This is a genomic window from Skermanella sp. TT6, assembly GCF_016653635.2.
In the GTDB taxonomy this organism is placed as follows: Bacteria; Pseudomonadota; Alphaproteobacteria; order Azospirillales; family Azospirillaceae; genus Skermanella; species Skermanella cutis.
This window is the reverse complement of record NZ_CP067420.1, coordinates 3,761,322-3,781,421: the sequence shown is the minus strand read 5'-3', so window position 1 is coordinate 3,781,421 and position 20,100 is coordinate 3,761,322. Positions and strand designations below refer to the sequence as shown.

Here is a 20,100-nt window from a genome sequence, read left to right as displayed (position 1 = left end):
TCAAAAGCTAGGCTCGCGTGGTTAACAAACTGTTTTCAGCGGTACTTCCACTTCCGAAAAGGTCAGGTGTCCCCATTATGTGACACCCGATGGGTGAGACCTCCGGCCGGGCATGGAACGACTTCGGGAAGTCGATGAGCGGCATTTTAGATAAACCTGCTCACTTCGTCGGACTCACCGCGAAAGCCCCGGGTCTCTTCGGCGGCACCCCCGGACGATACAGCCATAGAGTGCGGAATTATGTGATTGCGTTCATACCCGGGCGGCCAAGGATGGGGCATGATGGCCCTCAGTTGCCCGTCGGCAGCAAGCGGGAGCGATCTCAGATCAGCCGGGACCATGACCCGGCTTCTCCGTCAGAGGAGACCCCGGATTGGACCAGGCTCCACCGTCCGTAGACACTGCCCTGGCCGCGGGCGGTGGAGCCTCGTCGATCACCGTCCGGTTTTCGCCAGCGCGGACTCCAGCGAGGCGATGAAAGCCCGGACCTTGGGCGGCACCAGCCGGGAGCTGGGATAGACGGCCCAGATGGAGATCTCCTGCGGGATCAGCGCCTCGAAATCGATCCGCACCAGGGCGCCGGAAGCGAGCTCGGTCACGACGTCCCAGCGGGACAGCAGGGCGATCCCTAGCCCGCCGATGCAGGCTTCGCGGATCGCCTCCACGCTGTTGCTGGCGAAGCGTCCCGAAATGCGGATTTCCCGTGCTTTCCCTCCGGAATCGAAGGGCCAGGACCCGGTGCCGCTCAGCACCAGGCACTCGTGCCCGGCCAGCGACTCCACCGCATGGGGAGTTCCGCGGCGCTCCAGGTAGGACGGGGCCGCGCACAGCACCCGCGTGTTCGGCGCCAGCCGGCGGGCGATCAGGGTGGACTCGCGCAGGCGCCCGATGCGGATGGCGACGTCGATCCCGGCGGCGGCGATGTCCACCACGCTGTCGGTCAGTTCCAGATCGATGCGCAGGTCCGGATTGGCGTCGAGCAGGGCCGGAACGAGCGGGGCGACCACCTTCCGGCCGAAGGAGGCCGGCGCGGTGACGCGAAGAAGGCCGCTGACCCCCTGTTCCGCCGGGGCCAGGCTGGCGCGCGCCGCTTCCTCGATCTCCAGCATGGCCTGGGCATGGGGCAGGAAGGTCTCCCCCTCGGGCGTGAGGGAAACCGACCGCGTCGTCCTGTGCATCAGGCGGACGCCGAGGCGTTCCTCCAGGGCGGCGAGGCGCCGGCTGGCGACGGTCGGGGTGACGCCGAGCCGGCGGGCCGCACCCGACAGGCTGCCGGCCGCGACCGCCTGCACCAGGACCGAGAGCTCGTCCGTTTCCATGGATTATGTCTGATTTCGATAAACCGGCTTGTCAGAATAGGGTGGTACAACGGATTCCGCCACAGTGCCATGTGAGGGGGCGAACTTCTTTGCCTCGGGGAATCCAAGCATGTCAGTCGAGTCCCTCTTCACGCCGGTCCGTGTCGGTGCCGTCAGCCTGTCCCACCGCATCGTCATGCCGCCGCTGACCCGCATGCGGTCGCGCCAACCGGGCGACGTGCCGCAGCCGATGAACGCCCAGTATTATGCGCAGCGGGCCACCCGGGGCGGACTGATCATCGCCGAGGCGACCGACGTGTCGGAACAGGCCCGGGGCTATCCCGGCGCGCCCGGCATCTATTCCGCCGAGCAGGTGCAGGGCTGGCGTCTGGTGACCGATGCCGTGCATGCCAAGGGCGGCGTGATCTTCCTCCAGGTCTGGCACACCGGCCGGATCTCGCACTCGTCCATGCAGCCGGGCGGCGTCTTGCCGGTGGCTCCCTCGGCGGTCGCCGCCGCCGGAATGCACATGACCAGGACCTTCGAGCCGGTCGCCTTCGAGACGCCCAGGGCGCTCCGCGAGGACGAGATCCCCGGCATCGTGGATGACTTCCGCCGCGCCGCGATCAACGCGCGGGAGGCCGGCTTCGACGGCATCGAGATCCACTCGGCCAACGGCTACCTGATCGACCAATTCCTCCAGACCGGCACCAACCGGCGCGAGGACCGCTACGGCGGCTCGATCGGGAACCGCGCGCGCCTGCTGCTGGAGGTCGTGGACGCCGTGAGCGCCGCCTGGAGCGCCGACCGCGTCGGCGTGCGGCTGTCCCCCTGGGGCCGCTTCAACGACATGAGCGACGAGAACCCGGGCGCCCTGTTCGACCATGTCACGACGGAACTGGGCCGGCGGGGCCTGGCCTACCTGCACCTGGTCGAGCCGCGGGCCGACCAGAACAGCGACACCAACGCGCTCGACCCCGAGGCGCCGGACGCCTCGTCGCGTTTCAAGAAGAGCTTCGGCGGCACGATCATCGCGGCCGGCGGCTTCACGCGGGAGACGGCGCCCCAGGCAATCGCCGAGGGCAAGGCCGACCTGGTGGCGTTCGGCCGCCTGTTCGTCGCCAATCCGGACCTGGTCGAACGGCTGCGGCGCGGCGCTCCGCTCAACCGCTACGACCGTCCGACCTTCTACGGCGGCGACGCGCGCGGCTACATCGACTATCCGGCGCTGGCGGACGCCTGAACGCGGACCGAGGAGAGCCGACGCAACTCCGGGGCGGTTCCGGCGGTTCTTCTGATCCAGGCAGAGCGCCTGGATCAGGCAAGACCCGTCGTCAAGGACCGAAATGGCCGGAACTGCTCCACCCCGCTGGTTTCATCCCCTCGTCGGCGCCGACCGCGCCACTCTCCGCTGGGCGCTGTCGGCCAACGGGCCGATAGCTTCCGATCGCCGGGCCGCGGTCTGGGCGACGCGGATCGGCGCCGCCTACCGCCGGCCCTTCGTGGCGTTGGAGAAGAGGCGGGTACGGCGGCGTCTGGACGAGGCCCCGCCGATGGCGCCGCCGGTCTTCATCGTCGGGCATTGGCGCAGCGGAACGACCCATCTCTACAACGTCCTCAGCCGATCGCCGCAGTGGGGATGGGTGCCGCCCTTCGCCGCCGCGCTGCCGTGGGATTTCCTGGGGATCACCGGCCCGATCCGGACCATCCTGGAAGACCACCTGCCGAGCGACCGGCTGATCGACAACATCCCCGTGACGCCCGACTCGCCGCAGGAGGACGAACTGCCGCTGGCATTGATGACCGGCGTCTCCTACTACCACGGCCTGTTCTTTCCCAGCCGGTTCGAGGAGCATTTCAACCGCGGCATCTTCTTCGACGGCTGCACGGAGGATGAGGTCGCGGAGTGGCGCGCCGCCTTCGGATATTTCCTGGCCAAGGTTTCGCTGATCCGGCCCGGACTTCCTCTGCTGCTGAAGAACCCGGTGCATTCCGCCCGCATCCCGCTGCTGCGCGCGATGTGGCCGGAGGCCAAGTTCATCCACATCCACCGCAACCCGTTCGTGGTCTATCCCTCGACGCGCCGCACCTTCGCCACGCTGCTGAACAGCTTCGCGCTGCAGGACACGTCGCGGGTGGACCTGGACCGGATCGTGCTGGACCTCTATCCGCGGCTGATGGACAGGCTGCTGGCCGACGCCTCGGCCTTGCCGGAAACCCAGTACGCCGAGATCCGCTTCGAGGATTTCGAACGGCAGCCGATCGCGGAGCTGGAGCGGGTCTACCGCACGCTCGGGCTGCCGGGGTGGCCCGACGCGGAGCGGCATTTCCAGGTCTACCTCGACGGAATACGGGGTTATGCGAAGAACCGCCACCGATATCCGCCCGAAGAGGTGGACCGGGTCGGCCGGCACTGGGGTGCCCTGATCGACCGCTGGGGCTATGCGCCGCCCGCGGGATGAAGCACCCGATGATCCGGATGCCCGATGACCTGGACGATCGGGAGGGCGCATTTCCGGCGGGACGGGGTTATCGTCCCGTCATCCTGCACAGCATCGGGCGACCGCCATGACCGACTCCCTGCTTCGCCTCCACACGGAAAACGTCCGGCCGGAATGGATCGACTATAACGGCCACATGAACGTCGCCTACTACGTGCTGGCGTTCGACCACGCGACCGATCGGCTGCTCGACCATGCGGGCCTGGGAGCGGCTTATGTGAAGGCGGAGAACCGCTCGGTGTTCGTGCTGGAGATGCATGTGACCTACGAGCGGGAGGTCAGGCAGGGCGACCCGCTGGCCTTCGGCACCCGCATCCTCGGAGTCGATGCGAAGCGCGTCCACCTGATGCACGCCATGCATCACGGCACGGAAGGATGGCTGGCGGCGACCAATGAGCTGGTGCTGATGCATGTCGATCTCGGGACCCGGCGTTCATGTCCCCTGCCGGATGCGGCGCGCCTGCTGCTGGAGGGGATCGGAGCCGCCCAGTCGGCCTTGCCCATGCCGCCGCAGGTCGGCCGCGTGATCGGCCTGGGATTCCGCAAACCGGACCATCCGCCCGCGTGATGTCGTCCGTACGATCGCCTCAATCCGAGATTAATTTGGCTTCCGGGTTTGTGTGACCTATCTAGGGCATCATGAAGCGTACCATCTCCGCCGTGCTCGCGGCAGCTCTCCTCGTGGTCTCAACCTCCAGCGCCATTGCCGACTGCACGGACCCGGCGAGCCCGGACGTCAATTGGCGGCGGTGCTATCTGGATGGACGGGATCTGCGCAACGTCAACCTGCAGGGTGCCATGCTGCGGGATGCCACCTTCCTGAGGGCGAAGCTTAGCGGCGCCGACCTGACCGGCGTGGATGCCTATCGCGCCAAGTTCTTCAGCGCGGACCTGACCGGCGCCAAGCTGGACGATGCCCGGCTGATCGAGGCCGACCTCACCCGGGCCGTGCTGACCGATGCCTCCCTGGCCGGCGCCGACCTGCGCAATGCCCGTTTCATCGACGCCAACCTGCGCAATGCCGACTTCACCGGCGCCCGGGTCCAGGGGACGCATTTCCGCAACGCCGACCTGACCGGAGCGACCTGGGTTGACGGCAGGACCTGCGCCGAATCGTCCATCGGGCAGTGCAACTGACGCAGCACACCCCGCGCCGTGGGTATCGTCGCTTGCAAGTTCCTAGCCCTTAGGTCATAGCCTACGCCGGAAGTTCAGGTTCTGGCGGAGATGGCGGCATCATGGAGCAGGCGACCAACTGGGCTGATCGGGCCATGGCGCGGATGGCCGCCGAATCGCTGCCGCCCACGCCCCAGCATTTCGCCATCTGGTACAGCTATTACAGCGGCGACCTGCCGGACCTGAACCGCGCCCTGGATAAACTGGCGGAAGCCGGGCACGGCGTCACGGCCGAGCGTCTGGCGGAACTCCACGACAGGTTCTTCAGCCTGGACCACGAGAAGCAGGCGGTCCGCGAGGCGGGCGCCCGGATCCAGGGGGCGCTGAGCCACCTGCTGGAGCTGCTGCGCGCGTCCGGCGCCGGCAGCGACCGGTACGGCAGGGCGCTCCAGCAATTCGGCGAGGATATGGAGGTGCGGGGACTGGAGCAGCTGAGCGCGCTGGTCGACGCGATCGCGGCGGAAACCCGGCTGATGGCCGAGCATAACCGCGAGCTGCACAGCCAATTGCAGTCTTCCAGCAGCCAGATGGACGAGCTGCGCCGCAACCTGGACGTCGTCCGCCAGGAGGCGATCACCGACTCCCTGACCGGGCTGTTCAACCGGCGCCTGTTCGACGCGTCGCTGGCCGAGGCCGTGGCCCGCGCGGCCCAGACCGGCCGGCCGCTGAGCCTGCTGATGACCGACATCGACCACTTCAAGCAGTTCAACGACGCCCATGGCCACACCATCGGGGACCATGTGCTCGCCCTGGTCGCGCGGACGGTCAAGGAATCGATCAGGGCGACCGACACGGCGGTCCGCTACGGCGGCGAGGAGTTCGCCGTGATCCTGCCGGACAGCCGGATGGCCGACGCGGCCAGGCTGGGAGAGCAGATCCGGAAATCCGTCGCGTCCAAGAAACTGGTCAACCGGTCGAGGAACGTGACGCTGGGCACCATCACCCTGTCGGTCGGAGTCGCCCAGCTCGCCCGCGACGAGACGCCGGCGGACCTGATCAAGCGGGCCGACGCCGCGCTCTATGACGCCAAGCAATCCGGACGCAACCGGGTCGTGGCGATCGGGAGTCGGGACAGGGATACGGGGCAGGGCGGCTAGGCCCGCACCCGGGGAAGCCGCGTGGCGCCGGTCAGGCCGGCTTGCGCGGCTTGGCGCCGCGGTTGTTGATCGCCCCCAGCAACCCGGTCGCCGGAGGTGCGGTCGGCCGGGGCGCGCGCAGCTTGGGAAGCTTCATGGTGCTGGTGGCTTCCAGGGCCGCGTCCGTGGCGTCGTCCGCGATCCGGCGCCGGACGTCGGGCTCCAGCGTCGCGAAGGCGCGCGACGCGAAGTCCATGCCGATCTGGGACCGCGTCTGCTGGACTTGGCGCAACGCCTTGGAAACCAGGGTGCACTCCAGGGAGGTCATCCCGCTGAAACGATCCAGAACGTCGGCGAGGATCCCGATGGCTTGAATCGTATGGTCGTCATCGAGGCGCAAGGACGGCATGGGCGACTCCGGTCAACAATCGCTATCTTCTAACATGGGCCGCCGGGTCCGGTCGAGGGCAACCCACCCCTTTTGAGCGCTCGGCGTACGATTGTCATCGGGGTCGCTCCAGATCATGTCAGGAACCTTCAACAAGTCCTTAAACTCGGGACCGCCGGCGGAGTATAGTCCTGCCCATGTCCGATCCATTCCACTATGACGACCCGCTGAACGACGCCGTTCCTGCGGTCTCACCGGCGACGGCCCCGGCCGCGCAACGCTTTACCTACTTCGACGGCCTGAACGAGGTTCAGCGCGAGGCGGTCGAGACGCTGGACGGCCCCGTGCTGGTCCTGGCCGGGGCCGGCACCGGCAAGACCCGCGTGCTGACGACCCGGCTGGCCCACCTGCTGATGACCCGGCGGGCGTCGCCGTTCCAGGTGCTGGCCGTGACCTTCACCAACAAGGCCGCGCGCGAGATGCGCGAGCGGGTCGGCGCGCTGATCGGCACCCCGACCGAGGGATGGTGGATGGGCACCTTCCACGCGCTCGCCGCCCGCATCCTGCGCCGGCACGCCGAGCTGGTGGGGCTGAAGGGCAACTTCACCATCCTGGACAGCGACGACCAGATCCGGCTGGTCAAGCAGCTCCTCAAGGCCGAGAACATCGACGACAAGAAATGGCCGGCGCGCGCCGTGCTCGGCGTGATAGAGCGGTGGAAGGACCGGGCGCTGACGCCGGACAAGCTGAAGCCCCAGGATGGCGGCGACATGGCGGGGGGCCGCGTGGTCCAGCTCTACCGGACCTACCAGGAACGGCTGCAGAGCCTGAACGCCTGCGATTTCGGCGACCTCCTGCTGCACAACATCACCCTGTTCCAGGCGAACCCCGAGGTGCTGGCGGAGTACCAGCAGCGTTTCCGCTACCTGCTGGTCGACGAGTACCAGGACACCAACGTCGCCCAATATCTCTGGTTGAGGCTGCTGGCCCAGAAGCACAAGAACATCTGCTGCGTCGGCGACGACGATCAATCAATCTATGGTTGGAGAGGGGCAGAGGTCGGCAACATCCTGAGGTTCGAGAACGACTTCCCCGGCGCGAAGGTGATCCGGCTGGAGCAGAACTACCGCTCCACGGGCCATATCCTGGCCGCGGCGGCCGGCGTCATCTCGAACAACCAGGGCCGCCTGGGCAAGACGCTGTGGACGCGGTCCGACCATGGCGAGCGGGTCAAGGTCAGGGCATTGTGGGACGGCGAGGAGGAGGCTCGCTGGATCGGCGAGGAGATCGAGGCGCTTCAGCGCGCCAAGGTGCCGCTGAGCCAGATCGCGGTGCTGGTCCGCGCCGGTTTCCAGACCCGCGAGTTCGAGGAGCGATTCATCACGCTGGGCCTACCGTACCGCGTCGTCGGCGGGCCGCGCTTCTACGAGCGGCAGGAGATCCGCGACGCGATGGCCTATCTGCGCATCGTCGTCCAGCCGGACGACGACCTGGCCTTCGAGCGGATCATCAACGTGCCCAAGCGCGGCGTCGGCCCCGCGACCATCCAGCAGCTCTACCAGCTCGCCCGCGCCCGGGGCATCCCGCTGACCGAGGCGACCTGGCAGCTCGTCCAGACCGACGAGCTGAAGCCCAAGATGCGGACGACGCTGCGCAACCTGATGACCGACTTCGACCGCTGGCGGACCCTCGGGGCCAGCACGCCGCACACCGAACTGGCCCAGATGGTGCTGGACGAGTCGGGCTATACCGACATGTGGAAGGTGGACAAGACGCCGGAAGCGCCGGGGCGGCTGGAGAACCTGAAGGAACTGGTCGCGGCCATGGGCGAGTTCGAGAACCTCGCCGGGTTCATGGAGCATGTCAGCCTGGTGATGGACAATGCCGAGGCCAGCGGCACCGAGATGGTCAGCGTGATGACCCTGCACGGCGCCAAGGGGCTGGAGTTCGACTATGTCTTCCTGCCCGGCTGGGAGGACGGCCTGTTCCCCAGCCAGCGCTCCATGGACGACACCGGCATCGCCGGGCTGGAGGAGGAACGCAGGCTGGCCTATGTCGGGCTGACGCGCGCGCGGCGGCGCGCCCATGTCAGCCATGCCGCCAACCGGCGGATGCACGGCTCCTGGGTCACGGCGATCCCGTCGCGCTTCGTCGGCGAACTGCCCGAACAGCACATCGAGACCGACGCGGCTCCGGGCCTGTCCGCGGCTCCGGCGCCCACCTTCGGCGGAGCGGGCGGGTTCGGGAGCAGCTTCGGCGGCTTCCGCGATTTCGGCGGCGGTTTCGGATCGAGGCCGCAGCGGCAGCCACCCGGCCCCCGAACGGGTCCGGTGATCGAGGGCAGCGCCTTCGAGGTGGCGCCCCGGAGGCGGCCGGACCAGCCGCTGAAGCGCGGCATGCGGGTGTTCCACCAGAAGTTCGGCTATGGCACCGTCAAGGCGGTCGACGGCGACAAGCTGGAGATCGACTTCGAGCAGGCCGGTACCAAGAAGGTGCTGGACAGCTTCGTGGTCCCCGCCGAGAAGGCCGGCTGATACGGTCGGGGGCGGACCTTCCGGCAGGTTTCCGTTAACGCTTCAGCAAACAAACCCGCTGTCCAATGGCCCGATCGGGATCGCCGGTCGGGCACCGGCGGCCGATCACGTCTGGTGGGCGGGGTGGATGGTCAAGAATCGCCAGATTACCTATGAGACCCTGATCTGCCGGGAGGGACGCTGGCTCATCCACTGCATCGTTCCCGAGGAGGAGGACGCGGTCGCGATCGGCCGCCATCTCCTGTCGGAGCCCGGCATCGAGGAGTTCAAGGTCGTTCGCAACCGGACCATGCTGTCCGGCTTCACCACAAAGCGGGAGATCCTCCACGAGATCCGGCCGCCTGTGAAGGAAAAGGCCATGGTGATCAAGGGCCGGATCGACCGTCCCGTGGTCTGCGAGCAGTTGGAGGACCTCTATGGCTTCCAGAGCCGGATGATCATGGGACGGCTCTTCAGGCTGTTCCTGGACAAGTACCAGATCACCGCGTCCGAACTCCTGCACAACTGGACCTACCTGCGCAAACTGTCCGAAGCGGGCAACATGATCCATGCGGCGGTCCATCAGGTCGCCATGGCGCAGGCGGACGAATTCAACATTCCGGCGAAAGACCGGATCCGTCATGTGGAGGGCCTCGTCCACCAGGCGATGAACCGGTCCCGCGACTTCTACGCCGAGCGGCGGCGCCTGCCCCGGTTCGAGACCGCCAACCTCGACCATGTCAGCCGGCGCATCCATGCCCGGTGCGGGCCGGAGAACTGGTCCTTCACGATGCTGTGCCTGCTGTCCCAGCATCTGATGGGCTACGGTTCGGTCGGGGGCAAGATGGAGATGCTTCTGACCCTGATGACGGAGGATCTGGATCCCGGCCTTAACACGCTTTTCGAAGGCGTCGTCGCGGACGCGCTGGTCGCCTCGGACATGATCAAGGACCTGCTCGGCCCCCATGCGAACCTCGCGGAGTCGCTCTGCGCCCTGGCCGATTTCCTGCACGGGCGCAGCGATCCCAAGCGGCTGAACCCGAACCTGGCCAGGATCGGCGCCTTGATCGCGCGCGGTGCCGGCGAAAGCTGCCGCCGCGTCCTGACGGAGCGCCTGCTGGCCGAGCTGAAGCGCGACCACCCGCTCGACCGGAAATGCCCCGAGGCCGACGGCGCGCTCCTGGAAAGCGTGATCGGGCACCTGCGCGGTCCCGACGGGAAACTGCTGGGCGGCGATGCCGCGGAAGCCGCCATTTCCGAGCGGCTGGTCCGGCAGCGCCAGGCTTTCCTGCGCGACCTGGGCATGGTCGAGGTCGCGGACCAGCTCCCCGGCAAGTGGAAGCCGAACGTGGTCTAGAGCTTCAGCCGATCAGTTCGATCCACCCGAGGCAGCCGATCCGACGCGTTGCGCCATGGGCGCAACCTACGACCGTCGGCCGGCATCACCTCCGTCCTGCATCGAGCCGTAGGTTGCGCCCATGGCGCAACACGGTGCGGCGACTGGAACAGCAAGGCGCGTGAACCGAAGTGGTTCAACCTGATCGGGTATAGCTCCAGGCATGTGGTCTTGGCGCGGGATCGCCGGACGGGGCGCCTTGCGCCCGCTCCGGCCATCGCCCATAAACGCGGCTTCCCTCAACGCCGGGTTTTCCGTGTCATGACCATTCCCGATCTCTGGCGCATCGCGCTCACCGTGCCCGAAAACCTGGTGGCCTTCTTCGCCGACGCCGTGGGCGACCATGCGGTCTCGGTCTCGACTTTCGAGGTCGAGGAGGGGGTGAGCTGGCTGGTCGAGGCGATCTCCCACGGGGAGCCCGACCGGGCCTGGCTGACGGCGCGGATCGCCGTCCTGGCGGAGGCGATGGGAATCGCCGAGCCCGAGATGGTGATCGAGCCGGTCCCCCAGCTCGACTGGCTCACCCGGTCGTACAAGAGCTTTCCGCCGATCCGCGCCGGGCGCTGCTTCATCTACGGTTCGCACCACGAGGGCGGGGTGCCGCCCTCCTCCGTCGGGCTGCTGGTCGACGCAGCGACCGCCTTCGGCTCCGGCGAGCATGCGACGACCTACGGCTGCCTGGTGGCTCTGGACCGGCTTTCCAGGCGTTTTCCGGTCCGGCGGGCACTCGACATGGGCTGCGGGTCGGGAATCCTGGCGCTGGCGATCGCCAAGCTCTGGCATGTCCCGGTCGTGGCTTCCGACATCGACGCTGAATCGGTGCGCGTCACCCGCCTGAACGCCAGGCGCAACCAGGTTTCGTCCCTCGTCCGGGCGGTCGGCGGCAACGGCTACAAGGTCGAGGCGGTCCGGCGGGGCCGTCCCTACGACCTGATCGCCAGCAACATCCTGGCCCGGCCGCTGGCCCGCATGGCGCCGGACCTGCGCCGCGCGCTGCGTCCCGGCGGCTACGCGGTGCTGTCGGGACTGCTGGACCGGCACGAGAACTGGGTGCTTGCCGCCCACCGGTCCCAGGGATTGCGGCTGGTCGGCCGGATTCCGGTCGGCGAGTGGCGGACCCTCGTCCTGCGCGGCTGAGGCGGGCCGGGACGTCCCGCTTCCCGCCTGCATTCGTCCTTGCGCGGCGGGGTAGGGGGTTCTAGCCTTCCGGACAGCAGGCAGTTTCGGCAACCAGAGGAAGGTTCTCCCGTGGAGGGCATCGCGACGGCTTCGGGCGAGTATGGCGGAGACGATTCCCTTGACCGGCTGCTCAGGCAGGCCGGGCTGGGCCGCTCGGCGGCGGAGATCCGGGCCTTGGTCGCCGGGGTCGTCGCGGCACCGGTGGGAGCAGATCCGGACGCCTGGCTCGAACTGCTGGGAGGGGCGCGCCTGCCGGCTGCCCTGGCCGCGGAACTGAAGGCGCTGCGGGCCGCGATGGCGGCGGAACGGCATTCCCGATCGGCCGCCGTCCCCGACCATGCCGCCCGCATCGCGGCGCTGCGGACCGAACTGTCCAGGCGCGGGTTGTCTGGGTTCGTGGTGCCCCGGTCGGACGAGCACCAGGGTGAGTATGTTCCGGCACGCGCCGAGCGGCTTGCCTGGATATCCGGGTTCACCGGCTCCGCCGGGCTGGCCGTCGTGCTGCTCGACCAGGCCGCCATCTTCGTGGACGGGCGCTATACCCTGCAGGTCCAGGCGGAGGTGTCATCGGCGCTGTTCCAGTACAAGCACCTGACCGAGGATCCCCACGCGGAATGGATCGCCGCGGCGTTGCCCCGGGGCGGCCGTCTCGGATACGATCCCTGGCTGCACACTGTCGGCTGGGTCGAGCGCCTGCGCGCCGTCATGGGGCGCGTCGGCGGAGACCTGCTGGCGTGCCCGGACAACCCCGTCGATGCGGTCTGGCCCGACCAGCCGCCGGCGCCCCTCGCTCCCGTGGTCCCCCACGACCTGCGCTTCGCCGGCAAGCCGGCGGCGGACAAGCAGGCCGACATGGCCGCGGCCCTGAAACAGGCGGGGCACGCGGCGGCGGTGCTGACGCAGCCCGACTCGATCGCCTGGTTGCTCAACATCCGCGGCGGCGACGTCCCGCACACGCCGCTCCCGCTGTCCTTCGCGATCATCGACGACGAGGGCGCCACGGATCTCTTCATCGATCGCCGCAAGCTGGTGCCCGGCCTCGAGGAGCATCTGGGAAACCGCGTGGCGATTCGCGAGCCGGACGAGTTCGGCCCGGCGCTCGACCGCTTCGGCGGCATGGCCGGCGCGAAGGTCAGGGTCGATCCGGCCTCCGCCGCGGCCTGGATCTTCGACCGGCTCCTGCTGGCCAATGCCAAGGTGGAGCGCGACTCCGATCCCGTCATGCTGCCGAAGGCGCGCAAGAACGAGGTCGAGCTGGCGGGTACCCGCGCGGCCCACGCGCGCGACGCGGTCGCGGTCACCCGCTTCCTGGCATGGCTCGCCTCGGCCGGCCCCACCGGAGAGGTCGGGGAGATCGCGGCCGCGGCCAAGCTGCTGGATCTGAGGCGCGGGGGAGGCCTGTTCCGCGACCTCAGCTTCGAGACCATCTCCGGATACGGGCCCAACGGCGCCATCGTCCATTACCGGGTATCGCCCAGGACCGAGCGCCGCTTGGTCCCGGGCAGCCTTTATCTGATCGACAGCGGCGCGCAGTACCTGGACGGCACCACCGACATCACCCGGACGATCGCCATCGGGGAGCCGACACCCGAGATGCGGGAGCGCTTCACGCTCGTGCTGAAGGGTCACATCGCCATCGCGACCGCCCGCTTCCCCAAGGGCACGACCGGGTCCCAGCTCGACAGCCTCGCCCGCCATGCCTTATGGCAGAAAGGCCTGGATTTCGACCATGGCACCGGCCACGGCGTCGGCAGCTACCTGAGCGTCCACGAGGGGCCGCAGCGGATCTCCAAGGTCGGCAACACGGTCGCGCTGGAGCCGGGCATGATCCTGTCCAACGAGCCCGGCTACTACCGGACGGGTGCTTACGGCATCAGGATCGAGAACCTGGTCGCGGTCCAGCCCTGCGCGGACCTGGAGGGCTCGGAGCGGCCCATGCTGTCGTTCGAGACGCTGACCCTGGCGCCGATCGACCTGGCGCTGGTCGAGCCGACCCTGCTGACCTCGGCGGAGATCGCCTGGCTCAACGCCTATCACGCCCGCGTCCGCGAGGCCCTGGTGCCGCAGCTCGACCCCGCGACCGCCGCCTGGCTGATCCAGGCCACGGACCCGGTCATGGCCTGACCGCCCGCGTTCCGTCGGGACGGATCCCGGTATGCGGGCCGGGTCGGCGGATGGGCATATCCGTGCCGGTTTAAACGCAATATTTACGCTCGCACAGCATGGTGGACGCTGCAGCATTCGGCCATAGCCGTCGGGTCGCATGCTGCCGCGAATTCTTCGAATGGCGGCGTCCGGATCGGCGGAGTCCGGGCGCTGCTGATGGAATGGGCGGGTTGCGGCGACCGGATGGATCGCGTGGCACGGCCATCGTCAACGGATGTATTTTGGAGCACACCATGAAGATCCTTGTGGTCGATGATTATGCAACCATGCGGCGTATCGTCCGTAACCTGCTGACCCAGATCGGCTATTCCGATATCGAGGAAGCGGGCGACGGCGTCACCGCGCTCGCCAAGCTGCGCGAGAGCAAGTTCGGCCTGGTGATCTCCGACTGGAACATGGAGCCGATGACGGGTCTTCAGCTTCTCAAGGAGATCCGCGCCGACAACAAGCTGAACGGCACGCCCTTCATCATGGTCACCGCCGAAAGCAAGACCGAGAACGTCGTCGCCGCCAAGGAAGCCGGCGTCAACAACTACATCGTCAAGCCTTTCAACGCCGACACGCTGAAGCAGAAGATCCAGTCCGTCATCGGTGGGTGACCGGAACGGATACGGGGGCGGTGGTGGACAGGCTGTTGCAGCTCACCGAAGACGAGTTCGAGCATATCGAGGATACCGTCGCGCGCACCGCGAAGGGCCGTGCCTTTCTGCGGCGCTACGCCCAGCGTGCTCAGGGCGGCGTGGCGGACGATATCCGGATCATGCTCGAACAGATGCGGTGCCTGCTGAACCAGGGCACCCCGATCTCCGGCGGAGCGTCGCATCTCGAGGTCCTGCGGCGCGAACTGCTGGAGATGGCCGGCTCGATCGAGAAGGCTCGCCGCGAGGTCGCGGCACTCCAGCCCCCGGACAGCGGCAACAACAAGATCCTGTCGGCGACGAACGAGCTGGACGCCATCGTCTCGGCGACGGAACGGGCGTCGTTCGACATCCTCAATTCCGCCGAACGCCTGATGGACCTGGGCGCCAAGCTTCGCAAGGGCGGGGCCGACCCCGATCTCTGCACCGAGGTCGAGTCGGAGGTGATGAACATCTTCACCGCCTGCTCCTTCCAGGACCTGACCGGGCAGCGCACGAGCAAGGTGGTCAATGCCTTGCGCTACATCGAGCAGCGCGTCAACGCGATGATCGCGATCTGGGGCGTGGAGGGCGTGAAGCCGGCCGACGAGGTACCCGACGTCTTCATCGACAAGCGCCCCGATGCGCACCTGCTGAACGGCCCGGCCCTGGACGGCCAGGGAGTCAGCCAGTCGGATGTCGATGCCCTCTTCGCCGATCCGCCGCCGGCACCGGCACCACCGCCGAAGCCCGCCAAGGCGGCGGTCCCGGTATCGCCGCCGCCTCCGGTTCCGGTGACGCCGCCACCCACGCACCCGCCGGCCCCTCCCGCCGTCGCGGTTCCGGCTCCGCCGAAGGCTGCGCGCAAGGCGGAGAAGGCTCCGCCGAAGCCGAAGGCCGCGGCCAAGCCGACGCCACCGCCGCCCGTCGACAAGGCGGCCAGCCCGCCGGCACCCAAACCGCCGGCTGCGCCTCCGGTAGCCAAACCACCTCCGGCACCGGAGCCGCCGGTCGTCACGGCGCCTCCGCCCACGGCACCGGCACCTCCGGCCCCTCCGCCGCCAGCACCTCCTCCGCCAGCACCTCCTCCGCCAGCACCTCCTCCGCCGCCCCCGGCCGCCGCACCCGCGCCGAAGGCGGCGCTGGACCAGTCCGCGATCGATGCCTTGTTCGGATGAGAGCGATTGACGCAGCGAGCATACTGGTTTGTGCGAGTTCAAACGATTTTAACGAAATGCGGGTAACCTGACCCGCGTACGAGGCAATTCACGGTCCCGGTACCAAGTCGAGGGCCGCAGAAATGGGAAAAGGGGCAGGGGATGATGGTCGAGACTACCGGGCGGAGCGCGCGGAAGCCTTTCATGGCGGAGTTGCAGCAAGCCCGGCGGGCCGCGGCACCCGGCGCCCCGCAGGGCGAACCCGCGGGCCTGATCTCCGGTCTGTCGTCGGACGCGGGGGTTCCGGCGGGTCCGATCTCAGTCGAGGTCGATCACACTCCCGTCCTTCGATCGATCGCGGAGCTTCATGCCAAGTTCGACCGGTTCATGAGCAGCGACCGGACCGACATCGAGCAGATCCAGGTCGAGATCGCCGACATTTCCGGCCGGATCAAGGCGACCAAGGCGGAAATGGCGGCACTCCGCCATCCCCTGGCCAGCGAAGACAAGTTCCAGCAGGCGTCCGAAGAGCTGAGCGCCGTGGTGAGCGCCACGGAGGCGGCGACCAACACGATCATCTCCTGCACGGAGGAGATCGAGGAGATCGTCCAGGAACTGAGGGCGCAGCTGCCCGATGGCTACCAGTCGAGCCGCGTCAACGACATGAACGAAATGATCGTCCGGATCTTCGAAGCCTGCAACTTCCAGGATCTGACGGGGCAGCGCATCACCAAGGTGGTCCGCGCACTCTCCTTCATCGAGGAGCGGGTAGATGCCATGATGGGCGTCTGGCACAAGCGCGAGTTCGAGACCATGCCGCTGCCCCCCGGCATCGCCGCCAAGGACGGCGACCTGGAACTTCACGGGCCGAACAAGGTCGATCCCAACAAGGGCATGATCAGCCAGGCGGACATTGACGCGCTGTTCGGGTGATTGGCGCGCGAGTTTTTCGGGCACGACTTTCCCGTTGGTGACGGGCCATTATCATAGTACAAAAGATATACCTATATCGTTTCAGGTATATCGTGTCCGTCGTACGTGCTTATCTCCGGTCGCTTCATGAAATTCGTTCCCTGCGGGCCGGCACTGGGGAGCGGTCTTACTATCCGGCGCTCCAGTCGCTGCTGAACGCCATAGGCGAGCAGAGGCGGCCTCGCGTGCTCTGCATCCAGGAACTCGCCGACCAAGGGGCCGGCCATCCCGATTTCGGCCTGTACAGCGCGACCCAGCTTCCTGCCCGGCAGGGCGAGCCGAGGCCGGGGACCTTGCCGGAACGCGGCGTCATCGAGGCCAAGCCGCCCCATGTCGCCGTCCACACGATCGCCGTGAGCCGGCAGGTCCAGGATTACTGGTCCCGCTACGGGCTCGTGCTCGTCACCAACTTCCGGGCCTTCCTGATCGTCGGCCGCGACCAGTTCGGCCACATGGTCAGGCTGGAGGAATTCACCCTGGCGGACAGCGATGCGGGGTTATGGGACTTGGCGGCGCAGCCGGCCCGGCTCAGCGAGGAACTGGAGACTCGGTGCGGGGAGTTCCTGATCCGGGCGCTGCTGCACAATGCTCCCCTGTCCCAGCCCAAGGACGTGGCCTGGTTCCTGGCGTCCTACGCGCGCGATGCGCTGGCGCGGCTGGAAGGGGCGAACGCGGGAACGGGTCAGTCCCTGGGGCGGCTGGACTCCGTGCGCGGCGCGCTGGAGGAGGCGCTGGGGATCACCTTCGGTGACGCCAAGGGCATTCATTTCTTCCATTCCACCCTGGTGCAGACCCTGTTCTACGGCCTGTTCTCGGCCTGGGTACTGTGGTGCAGGCAACATACCGACCTCCAAGCCCGCAAGGGGTTTTCCGCCAATGGGGCGGCATGGCATCTCCGGCTTCCGGTCCTGCGCGGCCTGTTCGAAGCGGTCAACACGCCAGGCGCGCTGGGGCCGCTGTGCCTGGACGAGGTCCTGGAATGGGCGGCGGGCACCCTGCGGCGGGTGGACGACGCCGCGTTCTTCAGCCGCTTCCGGCAGGACAGCGCGGTGCAGTACTTCTACGAGCCGTTCCTGGAAGCGTTCGATCCGGAACTGCGCCGGCAACTCGGCGTCTGGTACACCCCTCCTGAGGTCGTCGACTACATGGTCGAGCGGGTGGACCAGGTCCTGCGCCGGGATCTGAACCTGGCGCGCGGTCTTGCCGACGAAAGGGTGGTCGTGCTGGACCCCTGTTGCGGCACCGGTTCCTACCTTGTCTCGGTGCTGAACCGCATCGCCCGGACCCTCAGGGAAGAAGGCGAGGATGCCCTGGTCGGATCCTTCGTGAAGGAGGCGGCGATCCGGCGCATCCACGGCTTCGAGATCCTGCCTGCTCCCTTCGTCGTCGCGCACCTCCAGATGGCATTGATGCTCGAAGCCTTCGGCGCGCCGCTGGCGGCGGAGGGGTCGGCGACGTGGGAGCGGGCGGAATGGCCGAGCATCCGCCTGACCAATGCCCTGACCGGCTGGGACCCGGCCGCCGACGGCGAGGACTATCTGGCGCTGCCGGACCTTCAGAACGAGATGGACGCCGCGCGCCGGGTCAAGCGCGACGACGAGATACTGGTCGTCCTGGGCAACCCGCCCTACAACGGCTTCGCGGGCATCGGCGAGTCCGACGAGGAGCGCGGACTGACCCAGGCGTACCGGCAGACCCGCCGGGTCCGCCCGCCCGAGGGGCAGGGGCTGAACGACCTGTATGTCCGTTTCTTCCGCATCGCCGAGCGCCGGATCGCCGAACAGACCGGGCGGGGCGTGGTCTGTTTTATCACCAACTATTCCTGGCTCGATGGGCTCAGCTTCACGGGCATGCGCGAGCGGTACATGGAGGTGTTCGACCGTATCTGGATCGATTGCCTGAACGGCGACAAGTTCAAGACCGGCAAGGTGGCTCCGGACGGCCGGCCGGACCCCAGCATCTTCTCCACCGAGCGGAACCGCGAAGGCATCCAGATCGGCACGGCCGTGGCGCTTCTGGTGAGGCGCGACGACCCGTCGCCGGATGGTCGCGGGCGAGCCCCGGCGGAGATCGCGTTCCGGCATTTCTGGGGCCGCGACAAGCGCGAGGAACTGCGCATCCTGGCCGAGGGAGGCGACGGCCCGGCCTATGAGCCGGTGAGGCCGGCCCTGGATCTCGGATTGCCCATGATGCCGACGGCCTCGGCGGCGGATTACTTCGACTGGCCGTCGCTGGTGGAACTCATGCCGACGTCTTTTCCGGGCGTGAAGACCAGCCGCGACGACTTCCTGGTCGCCATCGACCGGGAAAAACTGGTCGAGCGGCTGACGGTGTATTTCGATCGCGGTTTGAGCAAGGGACTGTCGGGAATTCCGTGCTTGGCGGGGCGGGTTCAGTATCAGGCGGTCATCGCCTTTGCGAACCGGTCGCCGAAGATGACAGCCATCTGGGCTTTGGCGGCCGTCCATTCCCGGGGCGGCATCTTCCAGTCTTTCTCCGCGCGGTTCAAGACGAGAAACAGGAGCTTCAGCGCGGCCTCGTCATTGGGGAAATGCCCCCTGGCCCGGACCGCCCGGCGCAGCTTTGAGTTCAACGCTTCAATGGCATTGGTCGTGTAAAGGATGCGCCGGACCTCGCGCGGGAAGGCAAAGAAGGGGATGACCTCCGGCCACGCCCGCCGCCAAGCCTTGCCGATGGCCGCGTATTTTTCGCCCCAAGGCCCGGTCTCAAAGGCGCTCAGAGCCATCTCGGCGGCCTTGTCGTCGACAGCGTCGTAGACCGTCTTCAGGGCGGCGGCGATGGCCTTGCGGTCCTTCCAGGACGCGAACTCCATGCTGTGGCGCAGCAGATGAACGACGCAAGTCTGAACAATCGTCTCCGGATAGGCAGCCGCGATCGCCTCGGGAAAGCCTTTCAGCCCATCGACGACGGCCAGCAGGATGTCCTCCACACCCCGGTTCTTCAACTCGTTCAGGACGCGCAGCCAGAACTTGGCGCCCTCGTTCTGTTCGATCCACAGGCCCAGCACCTCCTTGGCGCCGTCGGCCCGCACGCCGATGGCGACATGGATGGCCTTGTTGCGGACCAGACCTTCGTCGCGGATCTTGACCCGGATGGCATCCAGGAACACCAGGGGGTAGATCGCCTCCAGCGGCCGGTTCTGCCAGGCCGTCACCTCCTCGATCACGGCGTCCGTCACCGTGGAGATCAGGTCGGCCGACACCTCGATGCCATAGAGCTCCCGCAGGTGTCCCGTGATCTCCCGGGTTGACATGCCGCGTGCGTACATTGAGATGATCTTCTCGTCGAAGCCGGGGAAGCGCCGCTGGTATTTGCCGATCAGCGCCGGATCGAACGTCCCCGACCGATCGCGGGGAATGGACAGACCCATCGAGCCGCCATCGGTCAGCACCGTCTTGTGGCCGTAACCGTTGCGACGGTTGCCGCTCTCATCTCCAGCCAGATGATGATCCAGCTCCGCCTTCAGCGCCCGCTCCGTCAGCGCCTTCTTCAGCTGGTCGAGCAGGCCGTTCTGGTCGAATGCCGTCTTCGCATCGGCTCCAGCCAGCAGCTGGTCAAGGATCGCGTCAGGGATAACAGGATCTTTGCGTCGGGCCATTCAGGGTCTCCTTCTGTTTCAGGATAACCCCGCCAAGCACGA

At 67.5% G+C, this 20,100-nt stretch carries 15 protein-coding genes and 1 pseudogene; 13 read left to right on the top strand and 3 right to left on the bottom strand.

What is annotated here, in order from left to right; all coding sequences use genetic code 11:
- Positions 1-434: 434 nt before the first annotated feature.
- Positions 435-1,319 carry a LysR family transcriptional regulator gene (locus IGS68_RS17790; RefSeq protein WP_201072093.1) on the bottom strand — a complete coding sequence of 295 codons (885 nt, stop codon included), beginning with the start codon at positions 1,317-1,319 and terminating at the stop codon, positions 435-437.
- Positions 1,320-1,428: 109 nt separating this feature from the next.
- Here IGS68_RS17790 and IGS68_RS17785 point away from each other — a divergent pair, with 109 nt between their 5' ends.
- The 5 genes from IGS68_RS17785 (at position 1,429) to IGS68_RS17765 (ending at position 6,072) form a co-directional block, all read left to right on the top strand.
- Positions 1,429-2,541 carry an alkene reductase gene (locus IGS68_RS17785; RefSeq protein ID WP_201072090.1) on the top strand — a complete coding sequence of 371 codons (1,113 nt, stop codon included), beginning with the start codon at positions 1,429-1,431 and terminating at the stop codon, positions 2,539-2,541.
- 103 nt (positions 2,542-2,644) lie between these two features.
- Positions 2,645-3,760 (top strand): sulfotransferase family protein, encoded by a 1,116-nt coding sequence (locus IGS68_RS17780; RefSeq protein WP_201072088.1) that lies wholly within the window; start codon positions 2,645-2,647, stop codon positions 3,758-3,760.
- Between the two features lie 106 nt (positions 3,761-3,866).
- Positions 3,867-4,367 (top strand): thioesterase family protein, encoded by a 501-nt coding sequence (locus IGS68_RS17775; RefSeq protein WP_201072086.1) that lies wholly within the window; start codon positions 3,867-3,869, stop codon positions 4,365-4,367.
- Positions 4,368-4,438: 71 nt separating this feature from the next.
- Positions 4,439-4,936: a pentapeptide repeat-containing protein gene (locus tag IGS68_RS17770; RefSeq protein WP_201072084.1), complete on the top strand. Its 498-nt coding sequence runs from the start codon at positions 4,439-4,441 to the stop codon at positions 4,934-4,936.
- Between the two features lie 101 nt (positions 4,937-5,037).
- Positions 5,038-6,072 (top strand): diguanylate cyclase, encoded by a 1,035-nt coding sequence (locus tag IGS68_RS17765; RefSeq protein WP_201072082.1) that lies wholly within the window; start codon positions 5,038-5,040, stop codon positions 6,070-6,072.
- A 31-nt stretch (positions 6,073-6,103) separates the two neighbouring features.
- Here the strand turns inward: IGS68_RS17765 and IGS68_RS17760 are convergent, their stop codons facing one another.
- Entirely contained in the window at positions 6,104-6,460 is a 357-nt protein-coding gene (locus IGS68_RS17760; RefSeq protein ID WP_201072073.1) for a hypothetical protein, read from the bottom strand.
- Positions 6,461-6,636: 176 nt separating this feature from the next.
- Here IGS68_RS17760 and IGS68_RS17755 point away from each other — a divergent pair, with 176 nt between their 5' ends.
- The 8 genes and pseudogenes from IGS68_RS17755 to IGS68_RS35605 form a co-directional block, all read left to right on the top strand.
- Positions 6,637-8,973, top strand: a complete 2,337-nt coding sequence (locus tag IGS68_RS17755; RefSeq protein WP_201072072.1) for a UvrD-helicase domain-containing protein — start codon at positions 6,637-6,639, stop codon at positions 8,971-8,973.
- 127 nt (positions 8,974-9,100) lie between these two features.
- Positions 9,101-10,309 carry a hypothetical protein gene (locus tag IGS68_RS17750; protein ID WP_201072056.1) on the top strand — a complete coding sequence of 403 codons (1,209 nt, stop codon included), beginning with the start codon at positions 9,101-9,103 and terminating at the stop codon, positions 10,307-10,309.
- A 300-nt stretch (positions 10,310-10,609) separates the two neighbouring features.
- Entirely contained in the window at positions 10,610-11,485 is an 876-nt protein-coding gene (locus tag IGS68_RS17745; protein ID WP_201072053.1) for a 50S ribosomal protein L11 methyltransferase, read from the top strand.
- Positions 11,486-11,821: 336 nt separating this feature from the next.
- Positions 11,822-13,651: an aminopeptidase P family protein gene (locus tag IGS68_RS17740; protein WP_247881391.1), complete on the top strand. Its 1,830-nt coding sequence runs from the start codon at positions 11,822-11,824 to the stop codon at positions 13,649-13,651.
- 275 nt (positions 13,652-13,926) lie between these two features.
- Positions 13,927-14,292: a chemotaxis response regulator CheY gene (locus tag IGS68_RS17735; protein ID WP_037452520.1), complete on the top strand. Its 366-nt coding sequence runs from the start codon at positions 13,927-13,929 to the stop codon at positions 14,290-14,292.
- 35 nt (positions 14,293-14,327) lie between these two features.
- Positions 14,328-15,488 carry a protein phosphatase CheZ gene (locus IGS68_RS17730; protein ID WP_247880952.1) on the top strand — a complete coding sequence of 387 codons (1,161 nt, stop codon included), beginning with the start codon at positions 14,328-14,330 and terminating at the stop codon, positions 15,486-15,488.
- Between the two features lie 183 nt (positions 15,489-15,671).
- Positions 15,672-16,400 (top strand): protein phosphatase CheZ, encoded by a 729-nt coding sequence (locus IGS68_RS17725; protein ID WP_247880951.1) that lies wholly within the window; start codon positions 15,672-15,674, stop codon positions 16,398-16,400.
- A 491-nt stretch (positions 16,401-16,891) separates the two neighbouring features.
- A pseudogene (locus IGS68_RS35605) lies at positions 16,892-18,238 on the top strand (N-6 DNA methylase); the annotation flags it as partial.
- A gap of 599 nt (positions 18,239-18,837) precedes the next feature.
- Here the strand turns inward: IGS68_RS35605 and IGS68_RS17715 are convergent.
- Entirely contained in the window at positions 18,838-20,058 is a 1,221-nt protein-coding gene (locus tag IGS68_RS17715) for an IS256 family transposase (RefSeq protein ID WP_201072050.1), read from the bottom strand.
- Positions 20,059-20,100 lie beyond the last annotated feature (42 nt).

What these genes read in the sequence shown, in the direction of transcription:
- IGS68_RS17715 (WP_201072050.1), bottom strand. Translation starts at nt 20,058, where the DNA reads ATGGCCCGACGCAAAGATCCTGTTATCCCTGACGCGATCCTTGACCAG.
- IGS68_RS17770 (WP_201072084.1), top strand. Translation starts at nt 4,439, where the DNA reads ATGAAGCGTACCATCTCCGCCGTGCTCGCGGCAGCTCTCCTCGTGGTC.
- IGS68_RS17735 (WP_037452520.1), top strand. Translation starts at nt 13,927, where the DNA reads ATGAAGATCCTTGTGGTCGATGATTATGCAACCATGCGGCGTATCGTC.
- IGS68_RS17790 (WP_201072093.1), bottom strand. Translation starts at nt 1,319, where the DNA reads ATGGAAACGGACGAGCTCTCGGTCCTGGTGCAGGCGGTCGCGGCCGGC.
- IGS68_RS17785 (WP_201072090.1), top strand. Translation starts at nt 1,429, where the DNA reads ATGTCAGTCGAGTCCCTCTTCACGCCGGTCCGTGTCGGTGCCGTCAGC.
- IGS68_RS17760 (WP_201072073.1), bottom strand. Translation starts at nt 6,460, where the DNA reads ATGCCGTCCTTGCGCCTCGATGACGACCATACGATTCAAGCCATCGGG.
- IGS68_RS17755 (WP_201072072.1), top strand. Translation starts at nt 6,637, where the DNA reads ATGTCCGATCCATTCCACTATGACGACCCGCTGAACGACGCCGTTCCT.
- IGS68_RS17775 (WP_201072086.1), top strand. Translation starts at nt 3,867, where the DNA reads ATGACCGACTCCCTGCTTCGCCTCCACACGGAAAACGTCCGGCCGGAA.
- IGS68_RS17765 (WP_201072082.1), top strand. Translation starts at nt 5,038, where the DNA reads ATGGAGCAGGCGACCAACTGGGCTGATCGGGCCATGGCGCGGATGGCC.
- IGS68_RS17725 (WP_247880951.1), top strand. Translation starts at nt 15,672, where the DNA reads ATGGCGGAGTTGCAGCAAGCCCGGCGGGCCGCGGCACCCGGCGCCCCG.
- IGS68_RS17745 (WP_201072053.1), top strand. Translation starts at nt 10,610, where the DNA reads ATGACCATTCCCGATCTCTGGCGCATCGCGCTCACCGTGCCCGAAAAC.
- IGS68_RS17780 (WP_201072088.1), top strand. Translation starts at nt 2,645, where the DNA reads ATGGCCGGAACTGCTCCACCCCGCTGGTTTCATCCCCTCGTCGGCGCC.
- IGS68_RS17750 (WP_201072056.1), top strand. Translation starts at nt 9,101, where the DNA reads ATGGTCAAGAATCGCCAGATTACCTATGAGACCCTGATCTGCCGGGAG.
- IGS68_RS17740 (WP_247881391.1), top strand. Translation starts at nt 11,822, where the DNA reads ATGGCGGCGGAACGGCATTCCCGATCGGCCGCCGTCCCCGACCATGCC.